Source organism: Pseudoalteromonas sp. MIP2626, assembly GCF_013414205.1.
Classification (GTDB): Bacteria; Pseudomonadota; Gammaproteobacteria; order Enterobacterales; family Alteromonadaceae; genus Pseudoalteromonas; species Pseudoalteromonas nigrifaciens.
Window position 1 is genome coordinate 13,405 of record NZ_JAATTW010000032.1, and the last position, 16,595, is coordinate 29,999.

The following is a 16,595-nucleotide window of genomic DNA, read 5'->3' on the forward strand; positions in this document are numbered from 1 at the left end:
TTAAATTATTGTATTTTATAAGCGTGTCAGTCATTCTATTTATACGCAAACCACTTGGGTTTAAAAACTCACCTAGGAAAAACACGTGTTAGAAATAGCTTTAATTTACTTAGCGGCAGCAATTGTAGCTGTGCCTATTGCCAAACGAGTAGGGCTCGGATCGGTGCTGGGTTATTTAATCGCAGGCATACTTATTGGCCCTTATGCCTTAGCTATGGTTGGCGATCAAACCGATGTAATGCACTTTGCCGAATTTGGCGTAGTAATGATGCTATTTTTAGTTGGTTTAGAGCTGCAACCTTCACGTTTATGGACATTACGCCACTCAATTTTAGGGTTAGGTGGTTTACAAGTAGTGTTAACCGCAGCCGTTATTTTTGCATCTTGTTATTGGCTGTTTGCCATGCATTGGCAAACCGCATTGGCCATTGGTTTAATGCTGGCGCTTTCCTCTACCGCTATTGTACTGCAAAGCCTAGAAGAAAAAGGCTGGCTAAAACAAGAAGCTGGGCAAAATGCTTTTTCTGTACTGCTATTTCAAGATATCGCTATTATTCCTATTTTAGCGTTATTACCCTTACTCGCATTTGCACCACTGAGTGGCAACGCCGAGGTTAGTGATTCAATTATTGCCAACTGGCCGGTTTGGCAACAAGTAGGTGCATCGATTGCTGTTATTGCCGCCATTATTGCTTGCGGTAAATATATATCGGCCCCCATTTTTAGATATATAGCGCAAACACATATACGTGAAATATTTACCATTTTTGCGCTTTTTTTAGTGGTTGCCATTGCATTAGTTATGCAAAGTATTGGCTTATCACCTGCGCTGGGTACCTTTTTAGCTGGCGTAGTACTTGCCGAAAGTGAATTTAGGCATGAGTTAGAGGCCGACATAGAGCCTTTTAAAGGTCTGCTATTAGGGCTGTTTTTTATTACTGTGGGCGCGTCGATTAACTTTGAACTGTTTTTTAATCAGTTTAGCACTGTGATTAGCTTAGTTGTTTTATTGATAGTAATTAAAGCCTGTATTTTATTTGCGCTGGCTTTTACCTTTAAAATAAATAAAAAGCAGCAACTATTATTTACACTGGCTTTGGCACAAGGAGGCGAATTTGCTTTTGTATTATTAAGTGTAACTAGTACGCTAAGCATTTTAACGCCCGAACAAACCGCATTAACAACCTTAGTGGTGGCTATTTCTATGTTAATAGCCCCTTTATTATTAATGTTTTACGAGCAACTGCAAAAACGCGATAGCAGCGTAAAGCCTGAATTTGATAAACCCGAGCATATTAGCAGCGCTAAACATGTCATTATTGCGGGCTACGGTCGCTTTGGCCAAGTAATGGGGCGTTTACTGCATGCCCAGGGTTACGAAATAACAGTACTTGATCATAGCCCTACGCAAATTGAATTATTACGCCGCTTTGGTAAAACGGTATTTTATGGTGATGCTGGGCGTCAGGAGTTACTTGAAGCCGCAGGCGCAAAAACAGCACAAATGCTGGTAGTGGCTATAGATAACCCCGATAAAACATTAGAAATTATTAAGCTTGCGCAAAAAAACTACCCGCAGTTAAAAATTGTTGCACGTGCTATCGACCGTCGTCACGCTTATCAATTACTTAGTTTAAAAGTAGATGCCTTTAATCGTGAAACTGTTGATTCTGCCATCAGCCTTGCAGTTAAAGCGCTCGAGTTATTAGGTAACAATAAACCCGATGCCGAGCGAGCTGGTAAGCTATTTAGAGATCACGACCGCGCCAGTGTATTACAGTTAGCAAAATTATGGGGCGACGATATTAGCTACGGTGTAGCTGTACGCCAGCGTATGGAAGATTTAAAACAAGTACTACAACAAGACAAACAAGCACAAGAAGATTTAAATACCTGCGACGACAACGACTATATTGCGGGCTTAACAGAGGACGCTGCCAAGCCCAAAAAATCTAATGATAATGCTCACCTTGGATAGCCTGCCCCTGCTGGTTATAAAAGCCAGTGGCGCTATGCTCAATAAAACCAAGGTTAATCATTTTAGCTAAAAAGGGATCGTTTTCGTTGTCGCCTATATCGGCATAGTCAGTAGTTTGAAAGTTATCCCATTTAGCAAACTGAGCAACTATCGCTTGCTCGTTACTACTTACATTATTAAGGCTGAGTAAGGTGCTTACTTGGCTTTTTTTACTGCTGACACTAAATGTTTTAACCAACTTTGACTGTGTAAATAAAGCCAGCTTATACTCAGTTTCAGCTTCGTTTAACACATAGTTTTTTACTTCATCACAACCTGTACCCTGAGTATTTACTAACGTCATTTTTGCTATTAAATGCGCATCCACCAGCTGGTTTTTTGCACTCCAGTTTTGTACTCCACGTACTTCTGACGGTTGGTATTCAATACCCCGCTGCTGAGCATTAAAGTAACGAATTGGCCGTATTTGCTTATTAGTTAAATGCTGCCACAGTTCGGTCGTTATTTCGTTTTGATGCGCTACTTGTTGCTGGTTTCGCCACAGGGTTAGCGCTTGAGTTGTTGGCTCGTTATTTTTATTGTTGGTTACAGTGTAAGTTGCTTTTAATAGCGCTGGGTTAACATTGCATTGCTGGGAAAAAGCGCTGCTACTGAATAATACGGTCATCATTAATAATGCTTTTTTCATTGGGTACTCTTTTTAAATGGCTCTAATTTATGCTTTTAACATAGCTAAAAATAATGGCTGTTTTATGACAAAATATAATATAAAAACAACCCGCACAGAGTACGAGTTGTTTTGCACACACAATTTATAAACTTACTACTGCGCCACTTTGTCGTTTGCTGTTTTAACTAAATCTGCGGCAAAGTCCATTACATGAAATAAAAAGCTTTGCTCATTAGTGCCTGTCACTAAGTGCGCACCAGGGCCTATAGCATATACGCCAACATCTTCACCTGCGTGTGTTTCTGAGCTCATTGGTACCAGCGCTTCTTGATGAAAACCAGGGGTAGTAGTATCAACATTGGTTAAATCAACCCGCCCTGTTACTGGTGCAAAGTTATAACCTACGTCAGCATCTGTTTCGCTACCGAGGTTTCTAAAACCACCACCATTGGTATAACCTAGCGTTGTATATGGCATATCATCGGCCGCTAGGCTTGGCGTTGTTTCGCCTACGCCCACCACTTTACCTAAAATAGGATTACCGCGTTTAGGGTAACCCGCAATGGTAAATACATGGCTGTGATCGGCTGTTACAACAATAAGCGTTTCCTCTGGATTGGTGTTATCAACCGCAACTTTAACTGCTTTTGCCAATTCAATGGTGTCGTTTAAAGCGTTATATGCATTACCCGCATGGTGCGCGTGATCAATACGACCCGACTCAACGGTTAAGAAAAACCCTTTGTCGTTTTTGCCCAGTACATTTATGGCTTTTTCGGTCATTTGTGAAAGCGAAGGCTCGCCAGCAATATCATTTGCGCGGTCTGCTTCGTACTGCATGTGAGATTCGTTAAACAGCCCAAATACTTTAGTAGCATCATCGCTAATTGCATCAAAACCGGTTTGATCCATTACGTAAGTACCATTTGGATATTGCGTTTTCCATTCACTAATTAAATTACGATTATCAGTACGATCCCCTTCAACTGCACTTACTGCATCGGCTGAATTAAACGCAGCATCTTTTGGTAAAAAATGACGACGCCCGCCACCCATAACAACATCAATGCCATCTACATCAACACCATTAAAGCGCGCTTTTAGGTTGGCCTCAAAGTTAACCAGTTGCGATGCAATATCTTCACAATTAGCTGACTCGCTCGCGGGCATATCAGAAATATCTTCCCAGTTACGATCGGCCGATTTTGCGTACATAGCCGCAGGTGTTGCATGAGTAATGCGGGCAGTTGAAATAATACCGGTCGCTTTACCCGCAATTTCAGCAAGCTCTAGTGAGGTAACTAGCTCATGTCCTTTGCCCGACACACAATTACCACGCTCAACCGCTTCATCAATACCAATAACACCCACATCGGTTTTAACCCCTGAGGCCATTGCGGTCATAGTGCCGGCCGAATCGGGCGTTTGTGCATCTACGTTATAGGTTTTTACAAAACCTGAATACGGCATAGTTTCAAAGCTTAATTGATGCTCCTCACCCATTTCACCTTCTAACTGCCCGGCTAAAATACGCGCTGCAGTTATTGTCGAAACTCCCATACCATCGCCAACAAATAAAATAACATTTTTAGCCTTGCCTGACTCAGTCACTATGCTCGCATTTGCTGTTTTTGTGGTTGCTAACTTGGTTTGTGCATCACTAAACCAAGCATTACTAGTAAGCGATGCTAACTGCTCGCTGCTAAGCGACGTAGCTGGTGCATTACATACTAAGTTACTTGATGTAGCCTCACTGCTTTCTAATATTCCATTACCGTTGGTATCTTCGCCTGTTTGTGTTGTTACTCCGCCGTTAACACATTGCTCAGACCCGACAGCAATTACGTTATTGACAGTTAATATACTATTTTGGTTTTTATCGCTGTCACTTGAGCAACCCGTTAGTGCAAGAGTTACTGCTAAAGAAAGTACCGTTAATTTTTTCATGTTAGCCGCCATTATTGCTGAGTTAGTTCAAGAGCTTGATTAATTATATGAAACACTACATTTTGCTCAATTACGCCTTGTGCAAGCTGAGCACCGGGGCCTGTTGCATGCAATGAAATGTCTTCACCTGCGTGTGTTTCCGAGGCCAATGGCACTGTTGTTTCTTGATGAAAACCAGGGGTTGTTGTATCAATCCCTTGTAACTCAACGCGCCCTGCCACAGCAGCACTTGCATAGCTTGCATCGGCATCTGTTTCATCACCTAAGTTTCTAAACCCTAAACCATTGGCGTAACCAACTGTGGTATAGGGCTTGTTATCGGCAGCTAGGCTGGGGGCTGTTTCGCCCACGGCCACAACTTGACCTAAAATAGGGTTGCCGCGTTTGGGATAGCCCGCAATAGTAAATACATGACTGTGATCGGCAGTGACTAAAATGAGGGTTTCTTCTGGATTGGTGTTATCAACCGCAGCTTGTACCGCTTTGGCCAACTCTATTGTGTCGTTAAGTGCATTATAGGCATTGCCCGCATGGTGCGCGTGATCAATACGACCCGATTCAACGGTTAAGAAAAAGCCTTTGTCGTTTTTGCCCAGCACTTCAATTGCTTTAGTAGTCATATCGGTAAGTGAAGGCTCGCCAGCAATATCGTTTGCGCGGTCTGCTTCGTATTGCATGTGGGATTCGTTAAATAAGCCAAATACTTTAGTAGCGTCATCGGCAATATTATCAAAGCCGGTTTGGTCCATAACATACGTTGCAGTAGGGTATTGCGCTTGCCATTCACTAATCAAATTACGATTATCGGTACGATCCCCTTCTATTGCGCTTACTGCGTCTGTTGAATTAGCTGCTACGTTTTTGGGTAAAAAGTGCCGACGTCCGCCGCCCATAACAACATCAAGGCCATCTATATCAGTACCAACAAAACGCGCCTCTAGGTTTTTTTCAAAGTTAATTAGTTGCGAGGCAATATCTTCACAGCCAGCTGCAATTGCATCCTCTGGCATGTCTGAAATATCTTCCCAGTTACGATCGGCCGATTTAGCATACGTTGCTGCAGGCGTTGCATGGGTAATTCGCGCTGTTGAAATAACCCCAGTTGCTAGGCCTTTAATTTCTGCCAGCTCTGTTGCTGTTAGTAACTCGTTGCCCGCAACTGTTGAACACATCCCACGCTCTATATTTTCGTCAACACCTATTACGCCAACATCGGTTTTTACACCCGAGATCATCGCAGTCATAGTGCCCGCAGAATCGGGAGTTTGTGCATCTACGTTATAGGTTTTAACTTGTGCGGAATACGGAAATGCCTCAAAGCTTAAGTAACCCTCCTCCCCCGATTGGTTATTGCGTTGTCCTTGTAAAATACGTGCGGCGGTTAGCGTTGATACCCCCATACCATCACCAACAAATAAAATTACGTTTTTAGCTTTGGTGGCTTTAACACTCTGCGCTTGGGTAGTTTTTGTTGTTAATTTTGTTTGCGCAGCATTATACCAACTGCTGTCTTTTTGGCTTTGCGGTAATACATTGGCATAACTAGCTGCGTTAAACGCAAATGTTAGCGCTATTGCCGCAGCAACTTTTTTAATTTTCATCCGTAATTCCCATTATGTAGTGGTTATTTTTAAAAACTGTGAGCTCAAAAACATCAACCGCTGCACTATAGGAAATAGATGTTACTAATAAAGGTAATTTTTATGAAAGTTAAATGACTAAATTTATGAATGTAACTACTATAAAATCAAAACACATCAAAAATGCAAAACAAAGTTAAAAAATAAAACCCTTAATTTACAAAAGGATATAAAATAATCATGCCGTTTTATATAACTTTTAATTATATAAAGCTTGCTACATGTTTTAACTTACTCTAACATGCCTGCATCGGGTTGATTGAAAACCCAGCTTATTTGTAAGTACCACGTTGTTATTAGTAATAATCCTGCGCGTTATCCTCAGTTATATGCTTGTTTTCTCCCTGTTAAATTGCCTATTTTAAGGCACACTTTTATTAATTCTTAGGATACTATTATGTCTAATACTACAACTGGTACAGTAAAATTTTTTAACGAAGCAAAAGGTTTTGGCTTTATCGAGCAAGAATCTGGCGCAGACGTGTTTGCACATTTCAGTGCAATTTCAGGCGACGGTTTCAAAACTTTAGCTGAAGGCCAACGTGTACAGTTTACTGTTACTCAAGGTCAAAAAGGCCCACAAGCCGAAAACATTGTTTGCATCTAATTGCATAACAATTTAATGGGTTAGCAATAACCCATTTAGAATACTAGTTTGAAAGAAGTTCTGTTTTATTTGTTAGTACCGAGTTGTTTTAGTAATAATCCTACGCGTTATCCTCAAGTTAACTATTTTTTCCGGCTCAATCGCCTCTTTTCAGGCACACTTATATTAATTTTTTAGAATACATATTATGTCTAATACAACTACTGGTTCAGTAAAATGGTTTAACGAAGCAAAAGGTTTTGGCTTTATCGAGCAAGAATCTGGCGCAGACGTGTTTGCACACTTTAGTGCAATCTCTGGCGACGGTTTCAAAACTTTAGCTGAAGGCCAACGTGTACAGTTTACTGTTACTCAAGGTCAAAAAGGCCCACAAGCCGAAAACATTGTTTGTATATAAACACTGTTAAATAATACGCTTTAGTGTATTAACAGCTCACATATAATTAATTTGTCTGTGAGCTAATTTTTTACCACTTACATTAAGTAATTGGTATTACTAAACATTTAAAATTGAGTATGTACTATGCAGCTTAATTTATTTTCGACTCACTGTTCGAGTCAGTCTCGCCTTATGCTTTATTCCACCTTATCTTTATCAATCTTAAGTCTTTTATATTCCTAGTTTGTAGATACACAGTAAAAGCGCTGGGCGAATTTAAGAGAGTTTTATGAATTTGAACCCAACCGCACCATTATCATCACCAATTTATGACAACCCGATCCCGGGTCGTGAATTTATTTTAAGCCTTTTTGGCAAAATGAAAAAAAACCTTAACCGTGAACAAATCGCGCATGCCTTAGAGCTAAAAAATGCTGAGCAAAAAGAAGCCCTCAGAAGGCGTTTACGCGCCATGGAACGCGATGGCCAACTTATGTTTAGCCAACACAAAGGTTACCAAGTTATTGATCAAGCCTTACTTGTGAGTGGTGTAATTACCCTACATGCAGATGGCTTTGGTTTCGTTAATTATAGCGCCAGCGAAAAAGATTTATTTATCGCTAAGAACCAGTTAGCTCACGTATTTGAAGGCGATATAGTACAAATACTACAAGAAGCCGCTAGTCATAAACGCTCAAACAATAAATTAATAAAAATTATTGAGCATAAAACCACCCATTTAGCCGGTATATTAAAGCGCCAAGGCACAGACTACGTGCTAGTAGCCGATAACACAAAATGCCCACAAAAAGTGCAAGTAGCGCAGTGCCAATTAGCAAACACCAGTGTGGGCCAGTATGTAAACACTAAAATTACCCAGTACCCTACTTTTCGCCATGCAACTCAAGTGCAAATAACCGAGGTACTTGGTCTTCCTCACTCTGCAGGTATGGAAACAAAGCTTGCGCTGCGTCGCCATGGTGTTGCAGATAGCTGGAGCAAGGATTTACTAGTACAAGCAAGTTCACTTGGTAATAAAGTAACCGAGCAAGATAAATTAGCGCGTGTAGATTACCGCTTGTTTCCATTTGTTACTATTGATGGCGAAGACGCAAAAGATTTTGACGACGCCGTATACTGCGAAAGAACAGAGCAAGGAAACTGGCGCTTACTGGTCGCTATTGCCGATGTATCGCATTATGTAAAACCCAATGATGTGTTAGATATAGAAGCGCAGCAACGTACCACCTCTATTTATTGCCCGGGGCAAGTTGTTCCTATGCTGCCAGAAGCATTATCAAATGGCCTATGTTCGTTAAACCCAAATGAAGATCGCTTAGTATTAGTGTGTGATATGACTATTAACCAAGATGGCCAAGTGACTCAAGCTAATTTTACAGAGGGGCTGATCCACTCACATGCAAGGCTAACCTACACACAAGCACATGCTGTAATTGCTAAACCCCATTCTAGCCCAGCTAAACAATTAGCCGAGTTGAATGCTGATGTATCGCCACTGATTAAAAATTTGCATTATCTTTATTTAGATTTAAGCGCAGCGCGCAAACTTCGCGGCGCTATTGATTTTGATACACAAGAGCTCAAGCTTAATCTGAATAAAAATCAAAAAATTACCAGCATTGATCCAATAGAGCGCAATGACGCACACCGTATGATTGAAGAATTTATGCTGTGCGCTAACGTGTGTACCGCACAGTTTTTAGATAAACACCAAATCCCCGGATTATTTAGAGTACATGCAGGGCCACAACAGAAAAAGCTACAAACGCTACGGGCACTCCTAGCCGAAAAAGGACTGCAGCTTGGCGGCGGTGATAAGCCAACACCAGCCGATTATAATAAATTACTAAATAACATTGGTCAGCGCAGCGATGCCAGCGTGATCCGTACTTTATTACTGCGCTCACAATCGCAAGCCGAATACTCGGCTAATAACCAAGGTCACTTTGGCCTAGCATACGATGCTTACGCTCACTTTACCTCGCCAATTCGCCGCTATGCAGATTTAGTTACCCATCGTGCAATTCGTGCCAAAATTCAGGCTAAGCAGAAAAATGGTTTACAGCGGGCGATAAGCTTCTTAAATGTGTTTGCTCATAAAACGTCTAACGTTAGCAAATTAGCTAAAAAGGCATACCCTTATAACCTTGAAAGTATAGAAACATTAAGCTTACATTGCTCAGCGCAATCGCGCAAAGCCAACGATATTGGCCGTGAAGTAGAAAGCGCCTTAAAATGTAGCTACATGGAAAAATACCTTGGCGATACATTTACCGCCACTATTAGTGGTGTATCAAGCGCTGGCTTTTTTGTTGAGCTCGACTGCACAGGCGTTGAGGGTTTAGTAGCGGTGAGTAGCTTCAGCCAAGGTGAATTTGTATTTAATGCTGCCAAACAACAGTGGAGCAACAGCAAGCAAAAATTTACTATTGGTGAGCGTGTGAACGTGACCTTAAAAAGTATTGACTTACGCCAACGCAAAATGAGCTTTTCACTGGCTAGTTTAACGTTTCATTAATTGCAGACAAGCTGCACTGTTAGTTATTAATTTAAACCGCCGCGCTTAACTGTGAAGTTTAATAGCTAACTTTATTCGCATTTATTGTTGTCGTGCTTGAGCATAACACCTGTATTGCCTACAATAGCGCACTATCTATTCAATGCAGATCACAATTATGACTGATACAAATAAACCAGAGTTACCAGACCAACTTTCGATTAATCCACGCAGCAAGTTTTATGTAGAAGAAGTATTCGAACATGAAATTGGTGTAACTCTGAACGGCAAAGAGCGTTTTGACGTTGAAGAATACTGCATCAGTGAAAGCTGGATCAAAGTTGCCGCACCTAAAGCGCTAGATCGTCGTGGCCAACCATTACTTATAAAAGTAAAAGGTACTGTAGACGTATTTTATAAATAAAACACTGATGCAGTACAAAGAAGCCGACGTAACGTCGGCTTTTTAGATCAATGTTTACTCTAATTACTTAACTAAAACTCTGGTTACTTAGATTTACCTCGCCAACCAGCCCAAACATCGTCTTCAAGATCTGCTTTTTTGTTCTTTTTCTTGCCTGTGCCTTCGGGTTTTGCCATTGGTTTTTCGTTTTTAAGCGCCTGTGCAGCATCAATATTCGCTTGGTTCACTGCAAAGCCTGCCACTTGCTCGCGCTCAAGACGTAGTTTGTTTTTCTTCTCAATTATTTTAAAGTGATGCAAATCTTCATAATCAACTAATGAAAGCGCTAAACCTACTTCACCTGCACGGCCGCTGCGGCCAATACGGTGCATATAATCAGCAGGGCTGCGTGGCAGGTTAAAGTTTATTACCACTGGCAGCTTTTCAATATCTAAACCACGTGCTGCAATATCAGTTGCTATTAGCACTTCAATTTCGCCTGCTTTAAACTTTTCTATTACGCGGGTACGTTCACTTTGGCCTTTATCGCCATGAAAAACTTGTGCATTAACACCGCGCTTTTCAAGCTTTTGCGCTAAGTGTTCACAATCTTTTTTAGCATTAACAAAAATCAGTGCTTGGCGCCATTTATGGGTTTTAATTAAATGCGCTAAAACAGTGGTTTTCTCGCCTTTATTAACGCTAAATACACGCTGTACTAAAGTGCTTTCGTCTTTGCTTTGAACTTGTATTTCAACAGGGTCGTTTAATAAATCTTGTGTTAATAGCTTAACTTGCTCTGGGAAAGTTGCTGAAAATAACATAGTTTGTTTTTTAGCAGGCATTAACGCTAATAACTCAGCAAGCTCTTCGGTAAAGCCAAGGCTTAGCATACGGTCGGCTTCATCAAGCACGAGTGTATTTAGTTTATCGAGCTTAATAGCATTGCTTGAGATTAAATCGAGTAAGCGTCCTGGTGTTGCCACTATAATATCAGCGCCACCACGAAGAGCCTGCATTTGTGTATTAACCGATACACCACCAAACACAGCAACCGTTTTAATTGCACCATTAAAGTTAGCAGAATACGATTTAACGCTATCGGCTACTTGCGTAGCAAGCTCACGAGTAGGTACTAAAATAAGCCCTGTAACAAAGTTACCTTTGCTGGCTGCGCTTTTACTACCTTGCTCAAGGAACATTTTTTGTAGCATTGGCAGCGCAAACGTTGCTGTTTTACCTGAGCCAGTATTTGCCCCAGCAATTAAATCACTGCCCGCAAGCACACTAGGAATAGCCTTAGCTTGAATTGGCGTAGGCTGGGTATATTCCAAATCGGTTAAACGAGCTAATAGCTCTGGAATAAGACCAAGTTCGTTAAAAGTGCTAGGGCTTGTGGCTGAGGTCATAAAGGTGTGGGCTCATTGCTAAAAATTAGCCTGCAATTTTAGCGTATTTAACGCTTATTAAGTAGGGGTTAGTGATTTAAATGTCTTTTAGGTAACCGCTGCGCGATTCGAGCCAAGTTACGAGCAGATTTTGTGATATTTATAGACGCGGGTTTATCCCGCGCTTTTATAATTGTGTTTAGGGTAATCCTTTCCTAGATTAAAATAAGCAAAATTGCAGTGATTGATCCCCTCTTAGATTAAAGGCAAAAAAAGACGCGACCCCATTTGCTCTCACTATTGCTTTTTCGTTATGGCGCGCAAAGCGGCGATACTGTCTTGTAGCCCTTGATCTTCTTTTAAAGCACGGCGCTTTACTTCATAGTTTTCATAAGCCTGTCTAGCTTTAATATCTGCCTGTTGTTTCGAAATATGCCCTTTGCCTTGCAATACATCTCGATCATTAAATTCAAGAAAGCTATCGAGTTTTTCATCCCAATCATTTAAAAATACCTGCTTACGACGTAGTGCTTGATCTTCAGCAAAATCAAGCCACATAGTAACAATTCTATTTAACTCGCTCACTTCTTCTTGGGTCAAATAATTTTTAGCTATGGTCACATCGCCTTTACGTACTTCATCACCTTTAAAAACGGTTAATCCTGCATTAGGTTTATCGGCATCTACGCGTGTAACAATAAGCTCAGCTGCGGTCATACCTGTTGTGGCATAGTGTAATTTGTTTTGAATACTTTGAAAAAAATGTGTTGTTTCTTTATTGCTGGGCTCGTAATCTGCGGCCATCGCAAATATCTCACGCACCCGTAAATACACTCTACGTTCACTGGTGCGAATATCACGAATGCGTTCGAGCATTTCATCAAAATAGTCTGGCACTAAGGAGTTATCAACGGCTGGGTTCTTTAACCTTTCATCGTCCATTGCAAACCCTTTAATAAGATACTCTTGCAAGGTTTGCGTGGCCCAGCGTCTAAATTGGTTACCTCTATTTGACCTAACTCGGTAGCCAATGGCAATAATCATAGCAAGGTTATAGTGCAGCTTGTTGCGCTCTACAGATCGGCCGCCTTCCATTTGAACTTGTAAGTAATGCTTACAAGTTAAATTTTGTTCAAGTTCACCTTCATCAAAAATTGCTTTAATATGCTGAGTAATAGCCTGAGGTGTTACTTGATACAGCTCTGAAATTGAAGCTTGTGTTAACCACAAGGTATCTGATTCAAAACGGCACTCAACCCTTGCTTTACCATCTTCAGAGGTAAAAAAAAGAAACTCACCATTCGGCGCTTTTTCATCCGATATTAATTCAGTCATTTTTTATCCGTTATGTTCAAATAAATAATCAAATTACGCACTCTTATTTTCTTCAACCACCGCATTAGCGTTTACTTTGCGAATAACACCAAACAGTTCGACTACCTTATCTTCATCAAAAAATCCGTATGCGCTTTCGCCGTGTTGATCAGTAAAGGGTGGTTCAAATATTTGTGCCATATCTAGTACGCCGTTATCTACTAAATAATTAATAACTTGGTTAACAAATTGAATTTGTTCAATGTTGTAAACACCTTCATCTAAAAATTCGCTAAAGGCTTCTTTTGCTGCATTCAGGTCAAGACCTACTAATTCACGTATAAACGCCCCAAGAGGCTTTTCATTGAGAATTTTTTCACGATATATGTCAACGTCTGCCATTCCACTGGCGTCAAGCAGAAGGCCGTCTAGTACGTCTAAATCAGCTTGGGTAATCGCTTTATTACGCTTAAGTTTTTGAATGGTCAATTGGTCTTGATGATCTTGAATATAAAGCTCAACTTTTTTACGATACTGCGCTAAATCAACCGTTGGGCTTGCATAAACGGCGGTTACATCGTGTACGCCTTGCACTTCGTCTTCAAAATTGGTGTAAACCACTTCTTTTTTGTCTTTGTCGAGGGCAAACATTAAGTTGCGTAAACGTCTTCTTACCTCTTCTAAAATCACTAAATTTATATCTTGCCAAAACTCTATGGTTTGAATGTCTTGAATAAGCTCAAGGTGTGCCTGTATCGCCGGAATATTACTAGCCTTTCCTTCTAGCATTTGGGCAAACTCCATCACGCGAATACGGTTTTGATCGGGTATCCTACCTTTTTCAAGTAACGCCAATTGCATGGTCAAAATAATATTGTCAAAACGATTAGATAAGTTATTAAGTTGCTCATCGCTATTAAAGGGCTCAGCGTCTGTGGGCAAATCAGAAACATGACTTTCTATTTCAGTAAACTTACTGTCGTCGATATTGTTCCAGTGGTCACGCTCTAAAAACGGCTCGACTGATTGACGCTTCGGCCTAACAATAAAGTTGTCTAAGTTCATACCGCTAACCAAATGGTGCAGCATATCCAATTGATAATTATTTAAGTCACTCAGGCGTTCACAATATTCAGACTGCTCAGCCTGAAATTTTTCATCTTGTAAGCAATGATTTAACAGCGTGCTTAACTTCACGCGTTTTTCAAAAACTTGCTGACTAACAGGCGTTGAGCCTCCTACCGCAACCCCTTTAGGATTTGCATCAAAGTACTCAAAGTTTTGGCAATAATCAAAAACCTTAAAGGTCTTTTTATTATCCCCAGGTCCAAATAAGTTTTCACACAAACGTGTGCCACGGCCAATCATTTGGGTAAATTTAACTTTAGAGCGTATCACTTTAAAAAATACAAGATTAACCACTTCCGGCACATCAATACCGGTGTCTAGCATATCTACCGAAATCGCAATACGGCACGTTGGGTTTTTAGGGTCAAAGTCTTTGCGCTCGTTTTCATCACCACTAAACTCGTCAATTAAACTTTGCGCATAGGTTTCTTTAAAGGTAATAACACGGGCTAGTTTTCCTGCCCATTTTTGATAACTCCGGTTAAACATTTTTTCTAAAAATAGTGCGTGGTCGTTATTGGCCGCAAAAATGATCGTTTTACCTATTACATCACCACCTTCAACATGAATACCGCCATCTTTATCTTTACTCATTAACTGAGCAAACATTTTTTCGGCGGTGTCTTCGTTAAATAAAAACTTATTTACTTCTGACGGTAGTACTTCGTCTCTGTCTTCAAGTTCGGCTTTGTTTTCCCATTCTTTTTGCTCTTCGTCCGAAAGTTCTTTGTACTTAATTCCTTCTCTAATAAATTTTGTTGCTACCGATATTTTTGTGGGTGGAACAAGGTATTTTTCAGCATATGCACTTTCGTCTTCATAGGCGTAGGTAGGCATGTTTTTTTGTAAATCAAAAATGCCGTAAGTATCTTTTTCTACTTCGTCTTTTGGCGTGGCGGTAAGCCCGACAAGGTAGCCATCAAAATACTCAAATATTTGGCGATATTTAGAATAAACCGAGCGATGCGCTTCATCTACAATAATAAGGTCAAAATGGCCAACTCCAAAAGGGCGTTCATCTGCAGCTCTATCCAGTAGGTTTTTCATGGTCGGGTAGGTAGAAAAATACAGCCTGCTGTCAATGCTGTCTTTGCTTTGGCTTGAATCTAAAACAGAGCAACTAATACGCGGCAGTAACTTAACAAAGTTTTTTTTGGCTTGCGTTAATAGCGCGTTGCGATCGGCCAAAAATAATACGTTTTTAATCCAATCATGTTTTAATAATAGATCAACTAAGCTGATCACGGTACGGGTTTTACCTGTACCGGTTGCCATAACCAATAACGCCTTGCGTTGATGCTCATTTTCAAAGTCATCTAAAATATGGGTAATGGCGGCCTTTTGATAATACCGGTTGGTAATGTCGTTACTGATCTCAGCCGTAAAGCTCTTTTTTTGCCCTACGCCTTCACTAGCACTAAAAAAAGTAGCTCTGTCGTGTCTGCGTTTTATTAATAACTCAAGTTCTGCTTTGGTATAAAACCCTTGCACAGGCCTTGGGCTATAACCGCCGTGTACGGCTTGCTCGCTCGATTGAAAGTCATCCCACAGGCGAGTTTCATAACCGTTGGAATAAAAAATAACAGGGCGAACGCCGCACTCTTTTTCCAAACAATCGGCATAAAGTTTGGCTTGTTGTTGGCCGTTTTCAGGGTTTAAGGTGGTTCTTTTCGCCTCAACTACAGCGAGCGCCGTACCGTCATCGCCCCATAATACGTAATCAACAAAGCCATTACTCTTTGGGTTAGCGGTTGAAATGGGCATACCGCTTACTGGGTATTCTCTATCACGCTTGTTTTTAAGCTGCCAACCAGCTTCATGTAAAAGACCATCAATTAAATAATCACGGGTTTCTACTTCATTATAGTCATGCGGGTCAGCCTGTTCATTGGCGGCTTGCTTGGCTTGTTCAATTTGCGCTAACAATGCTTGATTAGCGGCTTTAAGTTGTTCGTTTTCTTTAAGCGTTGCGAAGTGTTCTTCCCGCTTAACTTTATCGTTCTCGGCAAGCTGTTGTTCTAACTCTTTAACCCGCTTAATGCTACTAACGGCTTTGGTGACTAAGGTAGAATCAATGGCTACTTTTTGCGGGATTATCGCTTCATCAAACGGTTGAACCACAAATTTATCGCGCTCAAGGTTTGGCGTATAAGTACGAATAAACCAATACAACACATGGTGCAGCTCTTTAACGGCTTGCAAGGCATCACGTTGCGGTAGCGTTGTTTTACTGTGTACGGCTTCGTTACCAACTTGAATAATGAGTTTCAGTTTAGGGAACAAATTACTGGTAAGGTTTTCTTTAAAGTCTTTGTCATGAATCAGCGACATTAAGGTGGCATCGTGGCGTGGGCGGGTGAGCCAGTTATCTATGTCAAATACAGTTTCAACCATTAACTCCAAAGCATTACGGGCATAAAACCCTGCAATACGTGGGTCGGTTTTAATGTTGCTTTCAGCATTTTTCGCACGCGTTTGAATTTCAGCACAACGGGTTGAAAACACATCACTTGCTGTATTTTGATTGGCTGCATTGTGCGTACTCAACGCAACTTCAAAAAAATCAAAATTACTTTGAGCTGCATTAGACTCCGCTGATTGATTAACCGTCTTTGACATTGGC

The 16,595-nt window shown here is 40.8% G+C and carries 11 protein-coding genes; 5 read left to right on the forward strand and 6 right to left on the reverse strand.

What is annotated here, in order from left to right; genetic code table 11:
• The first annotated feature begins 85 nt into the window (after positions 1 to 85).
• Positions 86 to 1,978, forward strand: a complete 1,893-nt coding sequence (locus HC000_RS12880) for a monovalent cation:proton antiporter-2 (CPA2) family protein (RefSeq protein WP_011329599.1) — start codon at positions 86 to 88, stop codon at positions 1,976 to 1,978.
• On the opposite strand, the gene HC000_RS12885 is transcribed toward HC000_RS12880, so the two are convergent.
• From HC000_RS12885 to HC000_RS12895, 3 genes are all read right to left on the reverse strand, one after another.
• The gene (locus HC000_RS12885; RefSeq protein WP_086993152.1) at positions 1,953 to 2,666 is read right to left on the reverse strand and encodes a hypothetical protein; all 714 of its coding nucleotides are present in this window, start codon (positions 2,664 to 2,666) and stop codon (positions 1,953 to 1,955) included. The two genes, HC000_RS12880 and HC000_RS12885, sit on opposite strands and share 26 nt — an antisense overlap.
• A 135-nt stretch (positions 2,667 to 2,801) precedes the next feature.
• Entirely contained in the window at positions 2,802 to 4,595 is a 1,794-nt protein-coding gene (locus tag HC000_RS12890) for an alkaline phosphatase (RefSeq protein ID WP_179807857.1), read from the reverse strand.
• A gap of 11 nt (positions 4,596 to 4,606) precedes the next feature.
• On the reverse strand, positions 4,607 to 6,196 hold the full coding sequence (locus HC000_RS12895; RefSeq protein WP_179807858.1) for an alkaline phosphatase: 1,590 nt from the start codon (positions 6,194 to 6,196) through the stop codon (positions 4,607 to 4,609).
• A 436-nt stretch (positions 6,197 to 6,632) separates the two neighbouring features.
• Between HC000_RS12895 and HC000_RS12900 the strand changes: the two genes are divergently transcribed.
• The 4 genes from HC000_RS12900 (at position 6,633) to HC000_RS12915 (ending at position 10,163) form a co-directional block, all read left to right on the forward strand.
• Positions 6,633 to 6,842 (forward strand): cold-shock protein, encoded by a 210-nt coding sequence (locus HC000_RS12900; protein WP_011329603.1) that lies wholly within the window; start codon positions 6,633 to 6,635, stop codon positions 6,840 to 6,842.
• Between the two features lie 187 nt (positions 6,843 to 7,029).
• Positions 7,030 to 7,239, forward strand: a complete 210-nt coding sequence (locus HC000_RS12905; RefSeq protein WP_007377377.1) for a cold-shock protein — start codon at positions 7,030 to 7,032, stop codon at positions 7,237 to 7,239.
• 271 nt (positions 7,240 to 7,510) lie between these two features.
• Entirely contained in the window at positions 7,511 to 9,760 is a 2,250-nt protein-coding gene (rnr, locus tag HC000_RS12910) for a ribonuclease R (RefSeq protein WP_179807859.1), read from the forward strand.
• A 157-nt stretch (positions 9,761 to 9,917) separates the two neighbouring features.
• Positions 9,918 to 10,163: a DUF3297 family protein gene (locus HC000_RS12915; RefSeq protein WP_172459242.1), complete on the forward strand. Its 246-nt coding sequence runs from the start codon at positions 9,918 to 9,920 to the stop codon at positions 10,161 to 10,163.
• Between the two features lie 83 nt (positions 10,164 to 10,246).
• On the opposite strand, the gene HC000_RS12920 is transcribed toward HC000_RS12915, so the two are convergent.
• The 3 genes from HC000_RS12920 to HC000_RS12930 form a co-directional block, all read right to left on the reverse strand.
• Positions 10,247 to 11,551 carry a DEAD/DEAH box helicase gene (locus HC000_RS12920; protein WP_179807860.1) on the reverse strand — a complete coding sequence of 435 codons (1,305 nt, stop codon included), beginning with the start codon at positions 11,549 to 11,551 and terminating at the stop codon, positions 10,247 to 10,249.
• A gap of 276 nt (positions 11,552 to 11,827) precedes the next feature.
• Entirely contained in the window at positions 11,828 to 12,865 is a 1,038-nt protein-coding gene (gene rhuM, locus HC000_RS12925) for a RhuM family protein (protein ID WP_218911008.1), read from the reverse strand.
• Positions 12,866 to 12,898: 33 nt separating this feature from the next.
• Entirely contained in the window at positions 12,899 to 16,591 is a 3,693-nt protein-coding gene (locus tag HC000_RS12930; RefSeq protein WP_179807861.1) for a DEAD/DEAH box helicase family protein, read from the reverse strand.
• Positions 16,592 to 16,595: the final 4 nt, after the last annotated feature.